We start from the raw sequence: 21,859 nt of genomic DNA on the forward strand, positions 1-21,859 counted from the left end.
ACCGACCTACCAATACTATCTTGACGATTGTCATTCCCGGTTGAGATCCGCGTTCTGCGATGGAAGCTTGTAGTTCCAGCCGCCATCTCCGTAGCCGGGTTCTTCGGTGTGAAGAACAACGTTCGTTGCTGCAAGCCTGTCGGCGATTTCTTTTTCCGGCCCTTGATCGGTGATGATATCGGACAAAGAACTCAGCGGACAAACGACTTCAAGATGGCGGCGTCCAAATTTCGTCGAGTCGATCAGGAGAACCCGCCTCTCCGATCGTTCGAGCATGGCCCGCTTAACCCAGCAGGCCTCCATCTCGACATCGGTCGGGCCTTCGGTCGTCAATCCGCTTGCACCGATGAACGCGATATCGGCGTAAAACCTCTGAACAAAGCCGCATGTCTCCGAGCCATAGACACCCTGCTCCCGAGGAGAAAGCTCTCCCGGACATACGACGACACGCACGCGATCGGTACGGAGAAAAGCACTCGCGATGGGCAACCCGTTGGTGATGACCGTCATCGGCTCGTCGCGCGCGGCCAGCACCTGCGCGAGGCGGGCTGTCGTCGATCCTGTGTCGATCATCACCACGGCTCCCCGGGTCACAAGCGATGCCGCGATACGGGCAATCTGATCACGCTCCGGAATGGCCTCGACGTCCCGATCCGAGAAATTCGGCTGCGTGCCGAGCTGGCGCCCGGATGCGCCACCGTAGGTCCTGTCGACGATGCCGCGGCGCGTAAGTTCTTCGATGTCTCTGCGTATCGTCTCTATGGAAACCCCGAACCGCTGAGCCAGGGTCGAGGTCCTCACGGTCGGGCTCAACGCCAGCTCGGAGATGATCAATCTTTGCCGAGCAGTTTTTCGACCCTCGGGCAATGACATGGAAAGACCTCCGCGCCTAGATCCGACGTTACAAGTCGGTCATATTATGTGGATCATACCACAGAACTCTGCTTGATTTACCACCTTTCGTTCCATAGGCTCCAGCGCAAGATGAGATAAAGGATAATTTTCCTCGTGCGGCGTTTCCGTTCCGCATGCGACCCGTGAAAGGTAAGACCCGTGAAGCCGCTGTCCGAGCTGCCTCTGGAGCAGGCCCGTTCTGTTCGTGTCGTTCTATCCGACATCGACGATACCATTACGTCGGACGGTATTCTTACGGCCGCCGCCTATTCCGCACTCGAGGCGCTGCACCGCGCCGGCTTCCTGGTTATTCCCGTGACAGGCCGACCGGCCGGCTGGTGCGATCACATTGCACGCATGTGGCCGGTGGATGCCGTTGTCGGAGAAAATGGCGCGTTCTTCTTCCGGTATGACCGCCACAAGAAGAGGATGCACCATCACTTCTGGGCAAGCCCCGAGGAGCGTCGGCGAAATCGCACTCGCCTGGATCAGATCGAAAAGGAAGTCCTTGCAACGGTGCCGGGATCAGCCCTTGCCAGCGATCAAGCTTATCGTGTCGCCGATCTCGCCATTGATTTTTGCGAGGATGTCCCTCCCCTGCCAGAGCAGGAGGTCGATCGGATCGTCGAGATCTTCGAGCGGGAGGGCGCCCAGGCGAAGGTGAGCTCCATTCACGTCAATGGATGGTTCGGCGCCTATGACAAGCTTGGCATGGCCCGGACGCTCTTGGCCGATGTTTTCAAAATCGACTGGGCAGAGGCGCAAAAGAGCGTGATCTATGCGGGAGATTCGCCCAACGACGAGCCTATGTTCGCAGCTTTTCCCTTGAGCGTCGGCGTTGCCAACATCAGCGCTTTCGCCCACAGGCTGAAGAACAAGCCGGCTTACATTACTCAGTCCCATTCTGGTCTTGGATTTGCCGAGTTGGCCACACTCTTGCTCCAGGCCAAGGCGAATACCAAGGGGTGAGGCATCGCCTCAGTCCGAGACTTCACCGGACTTCTGCGACTTAAGGATGAACCTCGGCCGCATTGCGGCGCCGGATTCTCCCTCTAACCTTTCTTGACCGCTGCTGCGGGTGGTTCCACCATGCAAGCATAATCAGACCCGGCAGAGCCGGGCAGCGTGACAGAAGGGAAGGAAGTCCATGCGCGTTCTCAAGAAAGTCCTGTTCGCCTTAAGCTGCACCGTGCTGGCCCAGTCGGCATCTGCGCAGCAGGTCTCCGACAATGTTGTTAAAATCGGCATTCTGAACGACCAGTCGGGCGTTTACGCCGACTTTGGCGGAAAATCTTCCGTCGAGGCCGCCCGCATGGCTGTGGAGGACTTTGGCGGAAAGGTCTTGGGTGCCTCCATCGAAATCGTGAATGCGGACCACCAGAATAAGCCTGACGTTGCCTCAAGCATCGCCCGGCAGTGGTATGATACCGAAAAGGTCGACGCGATCATGGAGCTGACCACTTCATCGGTCGCCTTGGCGGTTCAAGGCCTTTCGAAGGAAAAGAAAAAGATCAACATCGTCACCGGCGCCGCCACGACGGATCTGACCGGCAAGCAATGCTCGCCTTACGGCTTCCACTGGGCGTATGACACTCACGCCCTCGCGGTAGGCACTGGCGGAGCGCTGGTCCAGAACGGTGGCAACAAGTGGTTCTTCCTGACGGCTGATTACGCCTTCGGGTACTCCCTGGAAGACGAGACGTCGAAGTTCGTGAAGGCCAAGGGCGGACAGGTGGTGGGCTCGGTTCGCCATCCCTTGAGCACGAACGATTTCTCATCGTTCCTGCTTCAGGCTCAAAGCTCCGGCGCCAACGTGATCGGATTGGCGAATGCCGGGCTGGACACCTCCAACGCCATCAAACAAGCCTCGGAGTTCGGCATTACGCAGGGCGGGCAACGCCTCGCCGCCCTCCTGTTCACCCTGGCGGAGGTTCATGGTCTCGGACTGAAAGCGGCGAACGGCCTGACGCTCACCGAAGGCTGGTACTGGGATCAGAGCGATGAGAATCGCACCTTTGCCAAGCGTTTCATGGATCGTACCGGCCGCATGCCGAACATGATCCATACCGGCACCTATTCCTCGGTGCTGCAATACCTCAAGGCGGTTCAGAAGTCGGGGACGGACGCAACCGAACCAGTTGCGAAGGCCCTTCACGAAATGCCGGTGGAAGACGTCTTTGCCAAGAAGGGCAAGGTCCTGCCGAACGGCCGCATGGTCTACGACATGTATCTCTTCCAGGTGAAGAAGCCTGAAGAGAGCAAAAGCGAATGGGATATGTACAAGCAGCTCGCCACGGTTCCCGGCGATGAAGCCTTCCTCAAGGCTTCCGAAAGCGGCTGCCAGCTGACGCAATGATGTCGGACGCGCCTGCATGATGGCTTGATGCCGTCGACTTAGCCATCATCACTGCCGCGGCGCCTCAAGCATAGTGTGGCGCCGCAAGTCCGACATGTTCAGTATCGGGGAATGATCGACCTTATGATGGTCAACGCCACGCCTATCCTGAACGCCAGTGGAATCACGATGGAATTTCGCGGCTTCGTTGCCGTGAACAATGTGAACCTTTCGATCCGCGAAGGCACCATTCACGCGCTGATTGGCCCGAACGGAGCTGGAAAGACCACTGTCTTCAACATGCTCACCAAGTTCCTGACCCCGACCCGCGGAAGCATTGAGTTCCGCGGTCGGGACATTACGGGACTGAAGCCCGCGGAGGTCGCTCGTCTCGGTCTCGTGAGATCCTTTCAGATCTCGGCGGTGTTTCCGCACCTGACGGTGCTCGACAATGTGCGGATCGCTCTCCAGCGTCCTGCCGGCCTCTCAACCCAGTTCTGGCGTTCGTCGAATGTCCTTTCGAGATTGGATGAGCAGGCGATCGAACTGATAGAGGCCGTCAATCTAGCGGCCTACACGCACCTGCCCGCCGTAGAATTGCCCTATGGACGCAAGCGCGCATTGGAGATCGCCACAACCCTGGCCCTCGATCCTGCCATGCTTCTTCTCGACGAGCCGATGGCCGGTATGGGACACGAGGATATCGGGCGCATCTCCGACCTTATCCGGAGAATTTCCAAAGGGCGGACGATTCTCATGGTCGAACACAATCTCCACGTCGTGTCGGATCTCTGCGACCGGGTCACCGTCCTGGCACGCGGGGAAATTCTGGCTGACGGAAGCTACGATGTCGTCAGCGCGGATCCCCGTGTGCGGGAAGCCTACATGGGTACAGAGCATGACTGACGCGCTCCTCAAGATCCGCGCCTTGAACGCTTGGTATGGCGAGAGCCACATTCTTCATGGCATCGACCTCGATATCCGCCAGGGCGAAACCGTCACGCTGCTTGGCCGGAACGGTGCAGGGAAGACCACTACGCTACGGGCCATCATGGGCATCCTGCGTCGACGTGAGGGGACTATTAATCTGGCCGGAAAGGATCTTACGGTTCTGCCTCTCCATCGCGTCGCCCAGATGGGGCTCGGGTACGTTCCCGAGGAGCGCGGAATTTTTGCCAGCCTCAGCGTGGAGGAAAACCTCACCCTGCCGCCGAAAGTGGCGGAAGGAGGCATGAGCGTCGAAGAGATCTATCGGCTGTTTCCCAATCTTCAGGAGCGTCGCAACAGTCAAGGGACAAAGCTGTCTGGCGGCGAGCAGCAGATGCTCGCGATCGCCCGGGTTCTGAGGACCGGAGCGAAGATCATCCTCCTCGATGAGCCCACGGAGGGATTGGCTCCGGTCATCGTGCAGCGCATTGGCGATGTGCTGGTGGCACTGAAACAACGGGGGATGACCATTCTGCTCGTAGAGCAGAATTTCCGCTTCGCCCGGAAAGTCGCCGATCGCTTTTATCTCATGGAAGATGGCCGGATGGTCAATTCATTCGCCGAGCACGAGCTCGATGATCATATGAATGAACTGCACGACGTGCTGGGAGTGTAAGAGAACAGATGAGCACGATTTTCGGCATTCCGGCCCCTGCCCTCTACGGTCAGATTCTGATTGGCCTCATCAACGGGTCCTTCTACGCTCTTCTCAGTCTCGGCCTGGCGGTCATCTTCGGCCTGCTGAGGGTTATCAACTTCGCCCATGGCGCCCAGTACATGCTCGGCGCTTTCGTGTCTTATGGCCTTCTGAACTACTTGGGTATCGGTTACTGGCTCGCTCTCATTCTCGCACCCTTGATCGTCGGTGCGGTCGCCATTGTCATCGAACGTACGATGCTCAGCCGTTTGTATGGCCTCGATCCCCTTTACGGCCTGCTCCTCACCTTCGGGCTGGCGCTGATTTTCGAAGGGGCCTTCCGGTATTGGTTCGGCACTTCCGGCAAGCCCTATGCACCGCCCCCCCAGCTGACCGGCGCGATGAATCTCGGCTTTATGTTCTTGCCGATCTACCGGGGCTGGGTCGTCGTCGCATCCCTTATCATCTGCCTTGGGACGTGGCTTCTCATCGAGAAAACACGCCTTGGTTCATATCTACGGGCGGCGACAGAAAACGCCACTTTGGTTCAGGCTTTCGGTGTGAACGTGCCACGGCTCCTGACGCTGACCTATGGCCTTGGGGCGGCACTGGCCGCTCTTGCGGGCGTTCTGGCCGCCCCGATCTACCAGGTCAATCCGCTGATGGGATCCAACCTCATCATCATCGTCTTTGCCGTGGTCGTCGTCGGCGGCATGGGGTCCATCCTCGGAGCGATCATCACGGGTTACATGCTCGGGATCCTGGAGGGATTGACCAAGGTCTTTTATGCCGAAGCATCAAGCATCGTCATATTCGTCGTCATGGCCGTCGTCCTCCTGATCAGGCCGGCCGGCTTATTCGGAAGAGAAGCGTGATGTCGGTGGAAGTGCAATCCCAGCCTATAGCAAGGCAACCTGACCTTCGCACTCTGACGAGGCTGCTGACGGCGCTGGCCCTCGTCGGGCTCCTGGCGGCGCCCTTCGTCGTCTATCCCGTTCTCCTGATGAGCATGTTGTGCTTTGCGCTTTTCGCATGCGCATTCAATCTGCTCATCGGCTATGTCGGCCTTCTGTCGTTCGGCCATGCGACCTTTTTCGGCGGAGCCGCCTACTTCACGGCTCACGCCGTCAAAGTTTGGGGATGGGATCCGCTTGCGGGAATTCTCCTGGGAGTGCTTGGAGCAGCAATCTTGGGCTTGGTAGTCGGTTTCTTGGCAATTCGCCGCCAAGGGATCTATTTCGCGATGATCACGCTGGCTCTTGGACAGATGTTCGCCTTCATCTGCCTCCAGGTGCCCTTCACGCATGGCGAGGATGGAATTCAGGGTGTTCCACGGGGGCATCTCCTCGGGTTCATCGACCTCAATGAGCCCCTTTCCATGTATTATGTGACACTTGCCATATTCCTGTTCGGCTTCTTTGCCGTATGGCGGATTGTAAACTCACCCTTCGGCAATATTCTCAAAGCGATACGCGAGAACGAGCGGCGGGCCGTCTCACTTGGTTATCGTGTTGATCGCTACAAGCTTGGGGCATTTGTGATGTCGGCTGCCCTGGCAGGCCTTGCGGGCGGAACGAAGGCCATCGTTTTTCAGTTCGCAACGCTGACCGACGTTCAGTGGCAAATGTCCGGCGAGGTCATTTTGATGACCCTTCTCGGAGGCATTGGAACGTTGGTCGGCCCTGTTGTCGGAGCAGCTTTCGTTATCGCCCTCCAGAACTATCTGGCCTCATCGGATTTTCCGGTCACTGTTCTGATTGGCATTATTTTCGTGGTGTGCGTGCTGGTTTTTCGGCGGGGCGTTGTTGGTGAGCTTCTGGAATTCGTGAGGCGCCGAGAAGGACGGCCTGATTAATTTCCATTCTCAATGCCCACTGAGAGCGCTGGGTCACGAGGCTGCGGAATGTCGGACAACGAGACCTATGATTATATCATCGTCGGCGGCGGATCGGCGGGTTGCGTCCTGGCCAACAGACTTTCTGCGGATGCTCGCAACTCCGTCTGCCTGCTGGAGGCAGGTGGCAAGGATGACTGGATCTGGTTTCACATTCCGGTAGGCTATCTTTTCGCTATTGGGAATCCCAGATCCGACTGGATGTTCAAGACCGAGGCCGAGGAAGGCCTGAACAACCGCGTGCTGAACTATCCGCGCGGAAAGGTTCTGGGAGGCTCGTCCGCCATCAATGCCATGATCTATATGCGCGGGCAGCGCGAGGATTATGATCATTGGCGCCAATTGGGATTGCGTGGCTGGGGATGGGATGACGTCAAGCCGATCTTCCGGCGCCACGAAGACCATTATCTCGGCGACAATGAGCATCACGGCGCAGGCGGAGAATGGCGCATCGAAGCCCCTCGCGTTCGATGGGATCTCCTCGATGCCTTTATCGAAGCGGCTGTCGAGGCCGGGATTCCCCGGACGAACGACTTCAACACCGGAAGCAATGAAGGAATCGCATACTTTCACGTCAACCAGAAAAACGGGCGCCGCTGGTCTGCGGCACGTGGTTTCCTCAAACCTGCTCTGTCTCGTGCCAATCTCAACGTTAAGACTCACGCTCGCGCGACAAGGATTTTGTTCGAGAACAAGCATGCCGTTGGCGTGGAATATCTCCAGGACGGCATAGTGCGGCGGGTCATGGCGCGGAAGGAAGTGGTGATATCGGCGGGGGCGGTTGTGACGCCGCAATTGTTGCAACTCTCGGGCCTCGGCGACGGCAATCTTCTGCAGCAGCATGGCATCGAGGTCATTCACCATCTGCCAGGCGTTGGCGAGAACCTACAGGATCACCTGCAACTGCGTCCGGTCTATAAGGTCCGGGGCGTTCGAACGCTCAATGAGGATTACCGCTCTCTCCTGAAAAAAGGTCATATGGCTTTGCAATATGCTCTCTTTCGGCGCGGGCCTTTGACAATGGCGCCGTCTCAATTGGGCGCGTTCACACGCTCGTCGCCCCAATACGCCACGCCGAATCTGCAATTTCATATCCAGCCTCTTTCTCTCGATAAATTCGGAGAAGAGCCTCACCCGTTTCCAGCTTTTACGGCCAGCGTCTGCAACTTGCGACCCACGAGCCGAGGAAGTGTCAAGCTGCGTGCCCAAGATCCGACGCAAGCTCCCGCCATCAGACTGAACTCATTGGCCACGCGCGAGGACCAGGATGTTGCGGTCGATGCGCTTCGGTTGGTCAGACGGGTCGTTTCCATGCCCGCGCTGCAGAAATATCAGCCGGAGGAGTACAGGCCCGGCGCCGACCTGGTCACAGACGAAGAGCTTCTTTATGGAGCTCGCGAAATCGGGACGACCATCTTCCATCCCGTCGGCACAGCAAAGATGGGCATTGAGGATGATCCGCTGGCGGTAACGGATGAACGCCTTCGCGTGCGCGGTGTTTCCGGTCTTCGCGTCGTAGACGCCTCTGTCATGCCGACGATCACCAGCGGCAATACGAACTCGCCGACTTTGATGATTGCTGAAAAGGGAGCCATGATGATCCTTGAAGAGCAGGCGGCAAGCACGTCGTCAGCCGCATAAGCGCCCTTTCGATCTCAGCGGCGCTCCTTCATGCGTGCAATCTCCTCTGCGAGAAGCTTGACGTCCTGGGAGCGGCTTTTCTCCACCACCAACACTGCCTCGGAGGTTACCACGATAATGAGATCCTGGACTCCAATAGCTGCGACGATGGGCCCCTCGGAGCGAACATAGCTCGCCTTGCTGTTCTTCAGAATAGCGCTGCCTAAGACGACATTTTGCTCAGAGTCCTTGGCCCCGATCTCCCACAGAGCGGACCAAGTGCCGATATCGTGCCATTCCAATGGCGATGGGATAACGGCTATGTTTTTGACTCTCTCAAAAAGCGCGTGATCGAGGGAAATGCTCTTTGCGTGCGAGAAAGCCTGATGGTCAAGATGCAGGCCCTCAGGGCAAGACACAGCCTCTGAGACCGCCTTACGGCACGCTTGCACCATGTCAGGCTCCCGTTGCTCAAGTTCGCGGATGAGAGCATGGATCGGCAGCAAGAAGATTCCGCTGTTCCATAGATACTCCCCGCTCGCCAGAAAGCGCTCTGCCGTGGTTCTATCCGGTTTCTCCGTAAAGCTCTTTACCATGCGAGCTCCTGTTTCCGGACCGATCGGAAGATCCGCTTGAATATACCCGAAGCCGGTTTCCGGAGCAGACGGTTCAATGCCGAACAGAACGAAATCGCCTTTGAGAGCGGCAGCGCAACCTTTCCTGATCACCTCCCCGAAGACGTCGCCGTCAGTTATGACGTGATCTGTCGGCATGACCAGCATGAGATCGCTCGATGAGCGTTGTTCTGCGACGAGTGCGGAAACGAGGACCGCGGGTGCGGTATTCCGGCCGACGGGTTCAAGGATGATGCATGGGGCGTCGAAACCAACCGCACGCAACTGCTCGCCGATAGCCATACCATGTGCGGCGTTCGCGACGATAATGGGTGCTTCAAAGAGAGTGTCGTCCTTTAGCCGCATCGCAGCCTGCTGCAGGAGGGTTGTTTCGCCACCCAAGGTCAGCAGCTGCTTTGGATGCGCTTGGCTGGAAAGGGGCCACAGCCTACTCCCAGATCCTCCCGATAGGAGAACAGGAACGATCTTGGTCATGAGGTCCTCCGCAAGCCATCTCGCGGACCTCAGATGTTCCGAAGAGAACGCCGATAGAAGCGGCGTCAGTGTATCTAAGGGGATTAGGTGACAATACTCACTGAACGGGGAGGATCGGCGGTCTTTGTCAACGAGCGTCCAGACCCGCTGAACGATACTCGAATTTCCTGACCTTGCCGTCTAAATCCGAGAGCGGCCTTCCCAGCCTATAAGTGTTTTGCGAAGTTTCCGCCCAAATCATCGGGTCGCAGCATTCCAACGTTTAGCCGGAACGCTGCAACTCCCAAGATCAATGTGCACTGTCTGCCACAGCAGCCTGCTCTCCAGAGCGGAGGTGGCTTGCAGCCCAAATAGCAGCCTGTGTTCTATTTTTCGCGCGTATTTTGCGAAGGATCGCTTTGACATGCACCTTCACCGTCGCTTCGGTGATATCGAACTTCCTTGCGATCAGCTTATTGGAATCGCCCTGCATAAGGCAGCGAAGGATAACGGTCTCTCGCGTGGAAAGGCCCCGTTTTCCCAGCTTGCTTCCCGCTTCCATCAGCACCTCGTCCGGATCCTCTTGGGCCTCGTCGGCCCCGGCGGATGAGGTTTGGATCAAGCTTAGAATGGCTGCCGGATAAACCGCCTCGCCGAGCATGACCAGATCGAGCGACTTGACCAGCACCTCGAAAGACACTGACTTCAGCAGATACGCGTCGACTCCAGCCTGAAAGGCCGAGAGAACCTCCTTCATATCGTAATGTTCAACCAGAACGACAACCTTCGCGGACTGGTGTTCTGCCTTGAATTGCCTGATTTGATGGAAGACTTCGCTGTAATCGCCATTGGCACTGACGACGAGCATGAATGGTTCGTCCACCCAGCGATTGCCGACCTCGGCGAAATTGGCGCAGGAAACAACGACATTAAAGTGTGTGTCCGCGAGAATTCGCCTCAACCCTTCCCTGAGCAGAGTGTTAGGCTCCACCAGAAGCATGGGAACATGACCTGGGTCACGGCTAGCCGTGCGACCCCGCCCCTGAGAACGGAGGTTTGAGCTTTCCGAGAAAGTCTCTTCCGAGACAAAACTATCCAAGTTGGATAGGCTATCGAAACTATAGTTCTTTCTCATTGCCTGCTTCTCTGACCAAACCCCCGGACAGTTCAGCATCATCTTTATTTGTATTTCCCTTGCGTGAAAACTAGCCTAATTGTTTCTTATGTACAAATGCCTTGTTAATGATCTTAGCCCCAAAAGCAGGCATGTACCTATTTTTGCAAACAGCTCCTTAAGAGTGGGCCCGCGAAGCACCTCATATCCTGCAATGGTGCAAGCCTCTTCAAGCTGAACTCGCCTCAGGAGTCTGCATAGACCTTGGTTTTCCTGATTCGTCTGTACTCTTGAGAGTAGTATGGGCAGTAAGCACAGGGATGAACCTAGACATACAAACTCAGCAGATTTAAACCGGTTGTTACGAGGGGTTCAGATTTACCAGATCCTAAGCAAGATTATAGACACACATGGAGCCACCCCTTGTCATCATGAGATGTTATTTCAATCTTATCGATAATTATGAGAAGATCCTCGATCACGATGGCATCGAAGTAACGGATCTGGATCAGGCTCGGGTTCAAGCCATAAAAGCGATAGAAGAACTTCTAGAGGAAGAAGAAGAATTCGCTGAAGATTGGCGAAACTGGACGCTCGAGGTGACGAACGAAACCGGGAAAGTTCTACTTTCCATTCCGCTCAACAGCATCCTTCATTGATGGTCGGCTCAGCCCCTCGGGATGTTTCCCGGTTTCTTGCGCGAGCCTCTGAAGCATCATTCGAACATGCTCTTTGACCATATCCTTCGTGGTCGGAAGATTTTGAGGTCTGGCTTTACTCTTCTTGGAGACCATAGGTTAAGCCTCTCGAAAAGCGATTATATTCTGTAGTTTGTTCGAATGACAAAAAAATTTGAGTACGGCCTTTTTCAGGTCCGAAGTATAAGCCTTCTATTCTTCATCAACCCAACCTACTAACGTCCGTTCTAAACCCTTCGGTACTGAGATGAGGGCTCCAAACGCCTATGGAAACCTTTATCTCAGTACATAGTACTCATTATGAAAGCACGCGATGGGGCGAGCCCTACTCGTTATGAGGATAAACTTGGCTGATCGTCCTGGGAGCCGTTGGAGAAGTGAGCCACAGCCCACATGGCCGCCTGAGTGCGATTTGTGACCCTGATTTTGCGAAGAATGGCTTTGACATGGACCTTCACAGTCGCTTCGGCCACTTCAAGTTTGCGTGCGATCGTCTTATTGGGCGCCCCTTCCATGAGGCAATGCAGAATTTCTGCTTCTCTGGCTGACAGCATCCTGCTTGGCAGGCTTGTGGCAACTACCTGCATCCTCTGGATATCCGACGCATCATAAAACCGCGGCGAGGATGGAGCGACTTTGGGCTCTGCGATTTGGGAAAGAACCATTCCGGCAGGGAAAACCTTTTCCCCCAGCATAACGAGATCCAAGTACTTGACCAACGTCTCGCATGCGATCGTCGCGAGACAATATCCGCTTGCCCCCGCCTCCATGATCGCAATCATATTTGCAAGATCGAAGCTGTCTGCAAGGACAACGATATGCGCCTTTGGGCTCTGTGCTTTCAAATCATAAATGATGCTGGGTGTTTCAGCATGATGAAGGTTCTCATCAATGATGAAGAGGGATGATTTTTCATCTGCAGGAGCGGAAGAATTGCTTTCTTCGTTGCCGTAATCCGACTGCACGCTGTAGTGCGTGCTTGATAGAATATGGCGTATCCCTTCTCGTAACATAGCATTCCGGCACAGAAGGAACGTTGTTACAGGAGACAAGTTCTGCGACATATGATGACATTCCTTCTGCAAATTTCCTTGAATTATACAATTCATGACTTGTTAATCATTAAGGCAAAAGGGGTAATTTTACCGCTTAGGTGGTACCAGAACATCATCCTAAGAGACCCAGGCTCAGGACATTGATTCCTACGGTCAGAATATTCATAGCAAACCTAACCTCCAGGATGGACAATTTTCACAGTGGCCTGGCAACAGGAGGTAGGAGATTCCACGATGGTGTCGGTGCAGCCATAAGGTCCTAACGCCAACTCGTTACATTTCACGAAATGCGCGGGCCATGCTGTCGCGGATGGGTTGGAGGAGATACTCGATAAAGGTGCGATCGGCAGTTTTGATATAGACCTCCGCGGGCATTCCCGGCGTCGGAGCAAAATCATGAACCTTCGATATCTCTTGAGGATTTAGTGAAACCCGCGCGACATAAACGTCATTCCGCGTCAGCGCACTCTTTTCATCAGGAAGCGCATCCGCCGAGACATACACAACCTCTCCTTCGATCATGGGCGTGACACGTTGTTTAAGAGCAGTAAGGCGAACGATGGCTTTCTGTCCTAGTTTGACGTTTGGAATATCCTGAGGACGCACCCTGACTTCGATCAAGAGATTATCTTGCAAGGGAACGATTTCCATTACGGTCTTGCCGGCTTCGACCACCCCACCAGGGGTGTGATAGCGAAGCTTAACGACAACGCCCTTCACTGGGCTGGTAATCTTCACCCTCTCCACAATGCGAGAAGCAGACAATATGCGCTCTCGAACATCCGCAAGTTCCCCCAACGTTTCGTGCAGCTGCTCGACTGACGTTTTGATGGCCGCGTTACGTACGCCGATGATCTGCTCCTGAGACCGCGCGATACGCTCCTTGGAATCTCCGATTTCACCGGTTAAGCGTCCAGCCTCGCCCTGGAGATTGGCGCGAGCACGCTGAAGAGCCAGGACCTCTGATCGTCGGATCAAACCATTCTTCAGGAGCTGCTCCTTTGCTTGGAGCTCCTCGTCAAAGAAAGCGATCTGCTCCCGCACCGAGGCAAGCTGCGTCGTGCTTCCCTTGATGCGTTCCTGCAAAGCTTCAATACTCGTCTTGATTGACGCAATCTCGCTTTCCAGGCTTTTTTGACGTGCCTCTATGGTTGCCCGTTGCGCTTTGATGATGGTCGCAATATCCGCGTCGGTCGATACTCTCGACAACAGCTCCCCCGAGAATGCAATCTCACGCTCCTCGGCCATTTCGGCCCTTAAGCGAGACTCGATGGCAACGAGACGTGCCTCGCGCAGCGCAAGCCGACGCAATTCAGCACGTGGGCCTGTCTCGTCGAGTTGAAGAAGAGTTTCTCCGGGTTCAACAACATCGCCTTCCTTCACCAGGATATCTTGTATGACGCCGCCTTCGAGATGCTGAATGATCTTGTTCTGCCCTGTCGCGACGAACGCGCCGTTGGTCACGACCGCGCCGGCAATAGGCGCAATTCCTCCCCAGTACCCAAAGCAGAGTAAGGTAAGAGCAAGAATTGCAATGCCTGTCACGGTAGGAAGACGCGTACTCCGAGGTACGTCTGCGTACCATTCCTGTTGCTTCTGCAGTGTCAGATTGGCCGTATATGACATGATGAAAATCTACGCTTCGAGGACTGGCGGGCCATTCTGGGCCCGTCCACTCATGAGAGGAATGATTTCATCGCGCTTCCCGAAAGCTTGAACGGAGCCATCTTTCAGCATCATGATCTTGTCGACGCTCTTAAGCAAAGCCGGACGCTGAGTGATGGCCACAATGGTAATGCGGCGCTCCTTAGCCCGCATCAGCGCCCTGGCAAGAGCCTGCTCTCCCGGGAAATCGAGATTCGAATTCGGCTCATCCAGCACGACAAGGCGTGGATTTCCAAAGAAGGCGCGAGCAAGACCGATACGTTGACGCTGACCACCGGAAAGCGGGCTTCCATCCATACCGACAATCGTCTCATAGCCCTGCGCAAACTGAGAGATCATCTCATGGACATCGGCCAGCGCTGCGGCATCGAAGATGTCATCATCGCTCACATCCTCCCTCATCCGTGCGATATTCGCCTTGATCGACGCAGGAAAGAGCTGCACGTCCTGTGGAAGGTATCCGACACTCTCCCCAAACTGCCGGGGGTCCCAGTTCCGTAGATCCATCATGTCGAGGCGGACGCTCCCAGCCGTCGGAATGATCGAACCAACCAGCATTCTTCCGAGAGTGGATTTTCCAGTGCCTGAAGCCCCGACGATCGCAAGAGATTCTCCAGGATCGAGCTGAAAGGAAATTCCGTTGAGAATGACCTTTTTATTCGGGGGGGGCACATAAAGGACGCGCTCGACGCTGAGCCGTCCCTGCGGCTGCGGCAGTCGCAATCTTTCCATGTTGAGTGGGGAATTCTGAAGCAGTGACCTGATGCGTCCATATGCGGAACGCGCCTGGACGAAGCTTCGCCATCCTTCAATCGTCCCTTCGACGGGAGCAAGAGCGCGACTGGCAACGATCGACGATGCAATTACCATGCCGCCTGTCAACTCGCCGGCCATGGACAACGTTGCGCCCCATCCCAATAGGGAAACCTGAGTCGCCAGTCGAATGAAACGCGAAAGACCGGTCATGAGGATGTTGCGGTCTTGAGCGATGACTTGCGCCTTCAGAGACTCGCCAGTCTCACGCCCCCACATCAAGACGCCTTCCGGGATCATCCCCATGGCGTTAATAACTTGAGCGTTACGAGCCATCGCATCGGCTTGAAGATTCGCTCTTGAGGCATAAGCGTTTGCTTTTGCAAAAGGAATGGCCGTCAGTTTTTGATTGAAGAGCGCCACGCTCAGAAGCAGGATCCCTGTAACAGAGACGATGTATCCCAGCTCAGGATGGATCATGAAAACAGCAAAGAGATAAACTGGAGCGACAGGAGCATCCAGCATCATCAGAAGCACAGGCCCCGTCAGGAAGCTTCGCACGTGCTGCAAATCAGACAGAGTTTGAAATTCTTTGCTCGATCCATTCTGTGAGGCTTTCGCCGCGGCACTCAATACGGGCGCCCCCAGCTTGCTTTCGGCCTCAACAGCAATTCTCATTAAAATGAAGCGGCGCATCATATCCATGAGAACATGTGCAACGATCGCGCCTACAACGATCAGAGAGAGCATCGCCAGCGTGTCGACGCTACGACTGGTCAAAACGCGGTCAGATATATTGAAGAGATAAATAGGAATTGCCAGAACAAGAACGTTCACGAAAAACGAAAAAATCGCGACAGTAATTAGATTCCGGCGGCAGGTAGCCAACCCCTTGCTCAAGACCTCTCGAAAGTCACGATCCGCATAACGCTGCTGTAATTGTGGCCCTTTGCCGAGAGGCAGCTCTCCACTCCCAGAGGCGCTCCGCTTTCCATTCCGATAAGGTTCATGCCTAAGCTTTGCTTTGTCACTTTCTCTTGGATATGCAACCGCCGCCCTTCCCTGAAAAATGGGTGAAACGACGGCTTCATCTCTACCAGGGATCTGTGATTGCGGTGTCGGCTTCGAAGTACCATGCATCGAGGGTGGATCCTCAATTAGCCCTATCTACTGACTTGGAAAGAAAGCCGTTAATGGACTGATTCCGATGGAAGGTTTGCGTCAGATAAGCTGATGTAGAACTTCAACGATCGCGCTTAGGGCCCAGACTCCAGCTGCATCGCCGCCCCATTCCCCTGAAAATCAAGTCAAAACGTGCCCGAAAGTGTCATGCTGGCTGCCGAAGATATCCTTCGTCCAGGCGCCGGCGTCGACCTGCGCGGCCTCGGAGCTATGATCTACGAAAGCGACGAGTTCGGTCACCAGAGCATTAGGGTCAGTCGGGATCGTCTGCGTCGAATCGGAGACCAAGTTAGCCTGCAGCAGAATAGAGTCCTCATAGACATCACCTCCGATTATCTGACTTGATGTCGCACTCCCATCGACGATCACCGCATAGTTGCTCGCCGCATTTCCGCCGGTCGATACCCATTGAAAGGTCGATTGATCGTTTGCGACTTGTAAGGCCACATCCGGATCGGAGATATAATTAACCTGGCTGATAATATTAAGATCGTAATAGTCGCCTGTGACGAACAAAACGTTCAGGGAACCTTGAGCGGATCCATGAAAGCTCGACCAGTCCTGTCGATCGACAGTTTCACGGCCGTTCAGGCTTTGAATGAGCTGCTCAATATCGCCGGTCAGATTGGAAAAGCTCGAAGTGCCATAAGTGTGAATGGCGGCCTCATTCTGTAGGTTGTTCTGATCGGAGAAAACATGTGTGACGTTTTCATCCGAACCGGAATTGAGGCCTATAACATCATCGTCGAGCACAACATTCAGCTGCGAAATGACGTTTGCAGAATGATAATTTCCAAGGACGACTATGATGTCATAGTTCTGCCCCCAATCCTCGAATCGCGCAACATTGTATTGCTCATTGCCGCCGCTGTGGACTTCGGCATAAGTGTTCATCTGAGTTTGGATCGTGACATCGCCATCCTTGAGATAGCTACGCTGTGTCAGCGCCTTAATGTCGAACAGGTCGCCGTCGACATAGTCGACATTGACCTTCAGATCCCCTCGAAGAGTGTGATAACCACCTATTTGGAGATCTTCTTTAGGGCTGACCGTTGCAGTGTTGTCGGTCGAGTTTTGCCCTTCATCAATCACCGCAGGCTTGCTGCCCGCGTCAAGGATGGCATCATTGTTCTGCAGGACGTTCGCTTGTAGAATGGCATTTGTTGAAAAGTAGCTGCCTTGCACAATAAGTGCCGCCGGCATTTCGTTGAAATCAAGAACAAGCGCAACGTTTTCGGCTTTGTTACCTCCTGCTTCAACGATCTGGGCATTGTCTGCTTCGACGTTGCCGGGCTCGGGTGGCTTCGGAGATTCGACCGATGCATCATGCGAGGAAGAAGTGTCCTGGCTCTGCAGTACTCCGTTCACATATCGGCCCGGCTCCTGAATAACGGACTCGTCCTGTCCTGACGAAAGCGCTTCATCATGAGCCGTTAAAGCGGCGACGCCAAAGTCTCCGAGTTGCCCCGCTGACACCTGAGACGCAGGAATGATGTCGGTCCCCATATTGACGAGATCCGCCATCGGATACGTGTCGTCGAGGCCCTGGATAATGTTGTGAGCCTCTCTCCCGTCGGAGAAGCGGTCATTGTCGGACAGCATGTTGACTTGCGTCAGCTTTCCGACGACCCCGCTCGGCGGATCGTCATAAGACATAGTATAAGTCGGCGTGTGATGATGGGTGTCTCGCTCCGCTGGAGAATGCGGGTGCCGTTCACCTTGGTGGGTGCCGTGCAGGTATCGAATATGAAGCCCCGAGTGGACCGAAAACGCGCCGAGAGCGCTTCCGTCCTCCATCGTATCTCGGAATAAAGATGGAGCCGGGACGCCAGCGTCAATATGAGGATAGTCCTGATGTTGCAATTTCAGACCGGCAGGAAAGCTACTTGAACCGTGGAGAGCTGCTCCTAGAGATGCATGAACAGCGCTCGATCCAACATCCAGAATGCCCGGGGATAGCGTTCCACCGTCGGTTAGGTTGATCCTGTAATCGGAGCTATGGTCTTTATAGAAAGCTTCGTCGTAGTCATGGCGCGTCGCAGCGAAGTCTTGGATGAGATGCCAGTATCCGGCGAAATGCCAAATGATCTCGAGCACACCGCCTGGGGCCATGAAATGCTCCTCTTACTTTCGACGTCACTCGAAACCATGAGTTGGCCCGCGCTAATCCGCGCGGGCCGATGATATGTGCGAGATCTTAGCTGTGATGATCGTCTGTGAAATCGCCACCGACGACCGTCATCGTATGGTACTGGATGTTCGCACCCATAGAGATGTTTTGGTTGAACGCTTCAAGATGAGAGGTCGCAGCTGCGGTCGCCTCTGCAGCAACTGTGCCGTCCTCTCCCGCACCTGAAGCAAAGTCGCCGGATGCGCCATTGATACCGCTCGCGTCGCCTCCATTCCACTCGCCGCTCTGGCTCCATTCCGAGTTGCTGGATAGGTTGGCAGTCAGTGTGTCACTATCCGTCATCTCGCTGATTTGCGTCAGGCTGAAAGCTTGGCCGGCGCCATCGCCAATCGCGGAAAGTACGCCATTGAAATCGGTGTTATCCAAATTGATCCAGTTCGTCTCCGAGTAGTTGAACGAGTCCTGGATATTCACGCTGAGGTCGAAATCGGCTGTGTTATAGCTGTCGACGGGGTTGTAGCTATCGTTGATGCTGTGGTCGCTATTATCGTTGTAGCTGTCAGTCGGATTGTAACTGTCGTTTACGCTGTTATCGCTGTTGTCCGAATTGTCGGAATTATCGTTATAACTGTCGTTCGTGCTGTTGTCGCTATTGTCGCTGTTGTCTGAATTGTCTGAGTTATCAGAGTTGTCGTTGTATGCATCAGTGATGCTGTTATCACTGTTGTCGCTATTGTCCGAATTGTCGTTATAGCTGTCAGTCACGCTCTTATCGTTGAGAGCATCGTTCAGTGCGACGTCAACGGTGGTTGTATCGCTATTGTCGTTATAGCTGTCTGTAGTGCTGTTGTCGCTGTTGTCGCTGTTATCCGAGTTATCACTATTATCGGAATTGTCCGAGTTATCGGAGTTATCATTATAAGCGTCAGTGACGCTGTTGTCGCTGTTGTCACTGTTGTCCGAGTTATCACTGTTGTCGGAATTGTCACTGTTGTCTGAGTTATCGTTATAACTGTCAGTGACGCTGTTGTCGTTACGGCTGTCCGTATTGCTTTCGTCCTCGTAGTTTCCGTTCTCTTGAGAAGCAAAGGCAAATCCGGCGATGGCGGCAGCAACGTTGCCATTTTGATCAGTAGCCATAATGCTTATTCCATCATTTGCGATGGCAGCGCCTCAACTCATCTATCTCATCCATTACGTGATTAGCTGAGTTGTTGAGTGCCACAGAGCTGATAAAATTCATAGCTTTTGGTATTCAGACCCGCAAATCGCAAGGGCTGACTACGTCTTACCAGTTATGCTCGCGCTGTACTTGGCCGGGCGCCTCCTTGATTGCTTTAAATAGGATCAAGTCAAACAGCATTCGCTCAGCTTTGAGCATTTGCTTTACGGCGGCATATACATTGCCGGCCAAGCAAAAGCCCATCGCTTCCACACAAGCGCCCCAAGTGCTTTCCTGATATCAGAGCAAGCCGTATGTCTCATCTTGTGATGAGACATCCTAGACTTCTCACCTCGATCCTCACTTCCGGCAGTCACTGCCTACAACACGCTTTGTTGTTTCCCGTGAGATCGAGCATCTGAAGCGTTTCTTTTAAACCTGCCTCAGATCGCAAAATTAGACTTTAATTCATGAATTTAGTCCAGTCGCGCAAAGGGAGTAGTCCCCTCGACGGGAAGGAAAACTATATGATTTCAGGTGACAGCCTCAACTCTCTCTTCGAATAAGCTTTTCCATATAATCCGAAGCTCATTGTGAGATCTGGGCGAACTATGATGATAGTAATGCTCCTGGCTATTTTCGTCCCAGGAGAAGCTTTGTCTCAACAGAGAATGAAACGTCAAAGCTTGATGACAGCCGATCTGGAACTCCAAATCTCCATTTATACTTAGGGTGAAGATCTCCTCGCCATATATATCTGCGGGCTCTCCACTCAGTTCGGCAAGCGCTTCGGATTGAATGAGCCCAAGAGCATAGGAACTGAGCGAAGTAGCGATGGCGGATCTCGCCTCGAGGGTGATCAGCATGGAAATGAAGCCAAGAATGTATGGGTCGTGCCATACGGCCGACGGAATAGGCCCTAGGCTTCGCTCGCTTGTTTCCAGGAAAGGCCCCAGCATCGCGATGGCTGCCTTTCGTCCTTGCCGGGCTTTCCATATCTGGAGCATCGGTCACCGTCTTGAATTTTCTTGAAGATCAGCGGCCCATAGTTCGGCTTCAATCGCCCTTTGGGATAAATTCGCATATAATAGAGGAACTTTATAGGCACTCTGATGGGACCTCGTCGGGTGCAGGGAGGCAGAGGTATGCCAGCACAACTACCCCGGAAGCCGGACTTCGACAGCATCGAGGCTGCGGCAATCACCTCTGCCGATCACAGAACGATGGTTCTGGCTCTCATCGGCAACCTCGTCTTCAGTTGGTCGAATAATGAGAGCATGTTCATTTATGTTCTCATGCTGCTGCTCGAAACCGACGAAGTATCGGCGGCGATTGTCTTCGCCACATTGAACACAACGCGAGCGCGGTTGGACTTGGTGCAACGACTTGCAAAAGCTAAAGTTGCCGACAAAGCGGTCGCTCAACAGCTTGAAGGACTCATAAGTCGTTTCAATGCATGCACGAAAATTCGCAACGAGTTCAACCATTGCATGTATGCGGTGAGCGACCAAGGTGAAATCACGCACACACATGCCATGAAGATTCGCGAGAGCGGCGGAAAATTAGTCTTGGGTGAAGTTCGCGCGGTTGACGATAGTCGTATTCGCGAGCTGACAAAGGCCATTGAAGATTTGAAAATACTCAATCGCGAATTATGGAACTTCCTCCCTCACCTGCAGGCTTCCGTGCGCCCCCTGTCCAATCAATCACAAAATACGCGCCAGGATCATGTCTAGACAGACGTGACTGCTCCGATCCCGTTCTGGAAAGATCGTCCTCCTTCAGGGGAACGCCTTGGCGGCGTTCCCGCATTGCTAAGCCAATCGGCAATATCAAACGAGCTCTTGCTATTCCTTTTTCTTCGCCCGTCTTGAGAGCATGTTGAGGCCTTCGATAAGTGCCGAGAAGGCCATGGCGGCGTAGATGTAGCCTTTTGGGACATGAGCGCCAAAGCCCTCCGCGATGAGAGTCATGCCGATCATCAGGAGAAATCCCAAAGCCAGCATGACCACGGTTGGATTGGCTTGGATAAACCGGGCGAGAGGGTCCGAGGCAAGCAGCATGACCGTCACGGCGAAGACTACCGCGATCACCATGACCGGGACATGATCGGTCATCCCGACGGCTGTGATGATGCTGTCGATCGAGAACACCAGGTCGAGGACAAGGATTTGGCCAATGGCGGATGCAAAGCCGAGGGTGCTCCGACCGTTCTCGAACATATCCGGCCCATGGTCCGGGTCGACGCTGTGGTGGATTTCCTTCGTGGCCTTCCACACCAGGAAGAGACCACCGGCAATAAGGATAAGATCTCGCCAAGAAAATCCATGGTCGAAGACAGTAAAGAGCGGCTCGGTGAGCTGTACGATCAGGGCCACAGTTCCGAGCAAGCCGAGACGCAGGATTAGCGCCAACCCGATACCGATCCGACGGGCCTTCGTTTGCTGATGAGCAGGGAGTTTATTGGTCAGGATCGAGATGAAGATCAGATTATCGATCCCGAGCACGACCTCCATCACGATCAGGGTTGCGAGGGCAGCCCATACGGTGGGGTCGGCAAAGAGGGTTAGCATTCCACTCATCAAACATTTTCCTTGTGACGTTTCCCGTTATCTTGGCTGTTTTTGCGCTTTCGCAAGGGCGA

General features: G+C 54.4%; 18 protein-coding genes. 9 read left to right on the forward strand and 9 right to left on the reverse strand.

All coding sequences use genetic code 11. The features are described from left to right. Positions 1-30 precede the first annotated feature (30 nt). Positions 31-873 carry a DeoR/GlpR family DNA-binding transcription regulator gene (locus tag LJD17_RS21100; RefSeq protein WP_227386176.1) on the reverse strand — a complete coding sequence of 281 codons (843 nt, stop codon included), beginning with the start codon at positions 871-873 and terminating at the stop codon, positions 31-33. A gap of 180 nt (positions 874-1,053) precedes the next feature. Between LJD17_RS21100 and LJD17_RS21105 the strand changes: the two genes are divergently transcribed. The 7 genes from LJD17_RS21105 to LJD17_RS21135 all read left to right on the forward strand — a co-directional run bounded on the left by LJD17_RS21105 (position 1,054) and on the right by LJD17_RS21135 (position 8,388). After that, a complete protein-coding gene (locus tag LJD17_RS21105; protein WP_227386177.1) occupies positions 1,054-1,863 on the forward strand; it encodes an HAD family hydrolase in 810 nt (269 codons plus the stop codon). Positions 1,864-2,041: 178 nt separating this feature from the next. After that, positions 2,042-3,250 (forward strand): ABC transporter substrate-binding protein, encoded by a 1,209-nt coding sequence (locus LJD17_RS21110; RefSeq protein WP_227386178.1) that lies wholly within the window; start codon positions 2,042-2,044, stop codon positions 3,248-3,250. A 126-nt stretch (positions 3,251-3,376) separates the two neighbouring features. Then, positions 3,377-4,135, forward strand: coding sequence for an ABC transporter ATP-binding protein (locus LJD17_RS21115; RefSeq protein ID WP_227386214.1), 759 nt, complete (start codon positions 3,377-3,379; stop codon positions 4,133-4,135). Continuing rightward, positions 4,128-4,832: an ABC transporter ATP-binding protein gene (locus LJD17_RS21120; RefSeq protein WP_227386179.1), complete on the forward strand. Its 705-nt coding sequence runs from the start codon at positions 4,128-4,130 to the stop codon at positions 4,830-4,832. The genes LJD17_RS21115 and LJD17_RS21120 overlap by 8 nt, the downstream gene beginning before the upstream one ends. 8 nt (positions 4,833-4,840) lie before the next feature. Next, on the forward strand, positions 4,841-5,728 hold the full coding sequence (locus tag LJD17_RS21125) for a branched-chain amino acid ABC transporter permease (RefSeq protein ID WP_227386180.1): 888 nt from the start codon (positions 4,841-4,843) through the stop codon (positions 5,726-5,728). After that, positions 5,728-6,708 carry a branched-chain amino acid ABC transporter permease gene (locus tag LJD17_RS21130; protein ID WP_227386181.1) on the forward strand — a complete coding sequence of 327 codons (981 nt, stop codon included), beginning with the start codon at positions 5,728-5,730 and terminating at the stop codon, positions 6,706-6,708. Before LJD17_RS21125 ends, LJD17_RS21130 begins: the two co-directional genes overlap by 1 nt. A 48-nt stretch (positions 6,709-6,756) precedes the next feature. After that, on the forward strand, positions 6,757-8,388 hold the full coding sequence (locus LJD17_RS21135) for a GMC family oxidoreductase (protein WP_227386182.1): 1,632 nt from the start codon (positions 6,757-6,759) through the stop codon (positions 8,386-8,388). A 14-nt stretch (positions 8,389-8,402) separates the two neighbouring features. Here LJD17_RS21135 and LJD17_RS21140 read toward each other — a convergent pair whose 3' ends face one another. Together LJD17_RS21140 and LJD17_RS21145 are read right to left on the reverse strand one after the other, a co-directional pair. Continuing rightward, positions 8,403-9,476: a mannose-1-phosphate guanylyltransferase/mannose-6-phosphate isomerase gene (locus LJD17_RS21140; protein WP_227386183.1), complete on the reverse strand. Its 1,074-nt coding sequence runs from the start codon at positions 9,474-9,476 to the stop codon at positions 8,403-8,405. 289 nt (positions 9,477-9,765) lie between these two features. Continuing rightward, positions 9,766-10,455: a LuxR C-terminal-related transcriptional regulator gene (locus LJD17_RS21145; RefSeq protein WP_227386184.1), complete on the reverse strand. Its 690-nt coding sequence runs from the start codon at positions 10,453-10,455 to the stop codon at positions 9,766-9,768. 524 nt (positions 10,456-10,979) lie between these two features. Between LJD17_RS21145 and LJD17_RS21150 the strand changes: the two genes are divergently transcribed. Then, positions 10,980-11,228: a DUF6894 family protein gene (locus LJD17_RS21150; protein ID WP_227386185.1), complete on the forward strand. Its 249-nt coding sequence runs from the start codon at positions 10,980-10,982 to the stop codon at positions 11,226-11,228. Positions 11,229-11,599: 371 nt separating this feature from the next. On the opposite strand, the gene LJD17_RS21155 is transcribed toward LJD17_RS21150, so the two are convergent. From LJD17_RS21155 to LJD17_RS21175, 5 genes are all read right to left on the reverse strand, one after another. After that, complete coding sequence (locus LJD17_RS21155) at positions 11,600-12,331, reverse strand: LuxR C-terminal-related transcriptional regulator (RefSeq protein ID WP_227386186.1); 732 nt, start codon at positions 12,329-12,331, stop codon at positions 11,600-11,602. 264 nt (positions 12,332-12,595) lie between these two features. Next, positions 12,596-13,948, reverse strand: a complete 1,353-nt coding sequence (locus tag LJD17_RS21160; RefSeq protein ID WP_227386187.1) for an HlyD family type I secretion periplasmic adaptor subunit — start codon at positions 13,946-13,948, stop codon at positions 12,596-12,598. Between the two features lie 9 nt (positions 13,949-13,957). After that, complete coding sequence (locus tag LJD17_RS21165; RefSeq protein ID WP_406600860.1) at positions 13,958-15,880, reverse strand: type I secretion system permease/ATPase; 1,923 nt, start codon at positions 15,878-15,880, stop codon at positions 13,958-13,960. Positions 15,881-16,042: 162 nt separating this feature from the next. Next, positions 16,043-18,034, reverse strand: a complete 1,992-nt coding sequence (locus LJD17_RS21170) for a hypothetical protein (protein ID WP_227386189.1) — start codon at positions 18,032-18,034, stop codon at positions 16,043-16,045. An 85-nt stretch (positions 18,035-18,119) separates the two neighbouring features. Next, positions 18,120-19,193, reverse strand: a complete 1,074-nt coding sequence (locus tag LJD17_RS21175; protein WP_227386190.1) for a hypothetical protein — start codon at positions 19,191-19,193, stop codon at positions 18,120-18,122. A gap of 1,167 nt (positions 19,194-20,360) precedes the next feature. Between LJD17_RS21175 and LJD17_RS21180 the strand changes: the two genes are divergently transcribed. Beyond that, positions 20,361-20,951 (forward strand): hypothetical protein, encoded by a 591-nt coding sequence (locus tag LJD17_RS21180; protein WP_227386191.1) that lies wholly within the window; start codon positions 20,361-20,363, stop codon positions 20,949-20,951. Between the two features lie 111 nt (positions 20,952-21,062). On the opposite strand, the gene LJD17_RS21185 is transcribed toward LJD17_RS21180, so the two are convergent. Then, a complete protein-coding gene (locus LJD17_RS21185; RefSeq protein ID WP_227386192.1) occupies positions 21,063-21,797 on the reverse strand; it encodes a TerC family protein in 735 nt (244 codons plus the stop codon). Between the last annotated feature and the right edge of the window lie 62 nt (positions 21,798-21,859).

The sequence above is a fragment of the Microvirga rosea genome (assembly GCF_020595095.1).
In the GTDB taxonomy this organism is placed as follows: domain Bacteria; phylum Pseudomonadota; class Alphaproteobacteria; order Rhizobiales; family Beijerinckiaceae; genus Microvirga; species Microvirga rosea.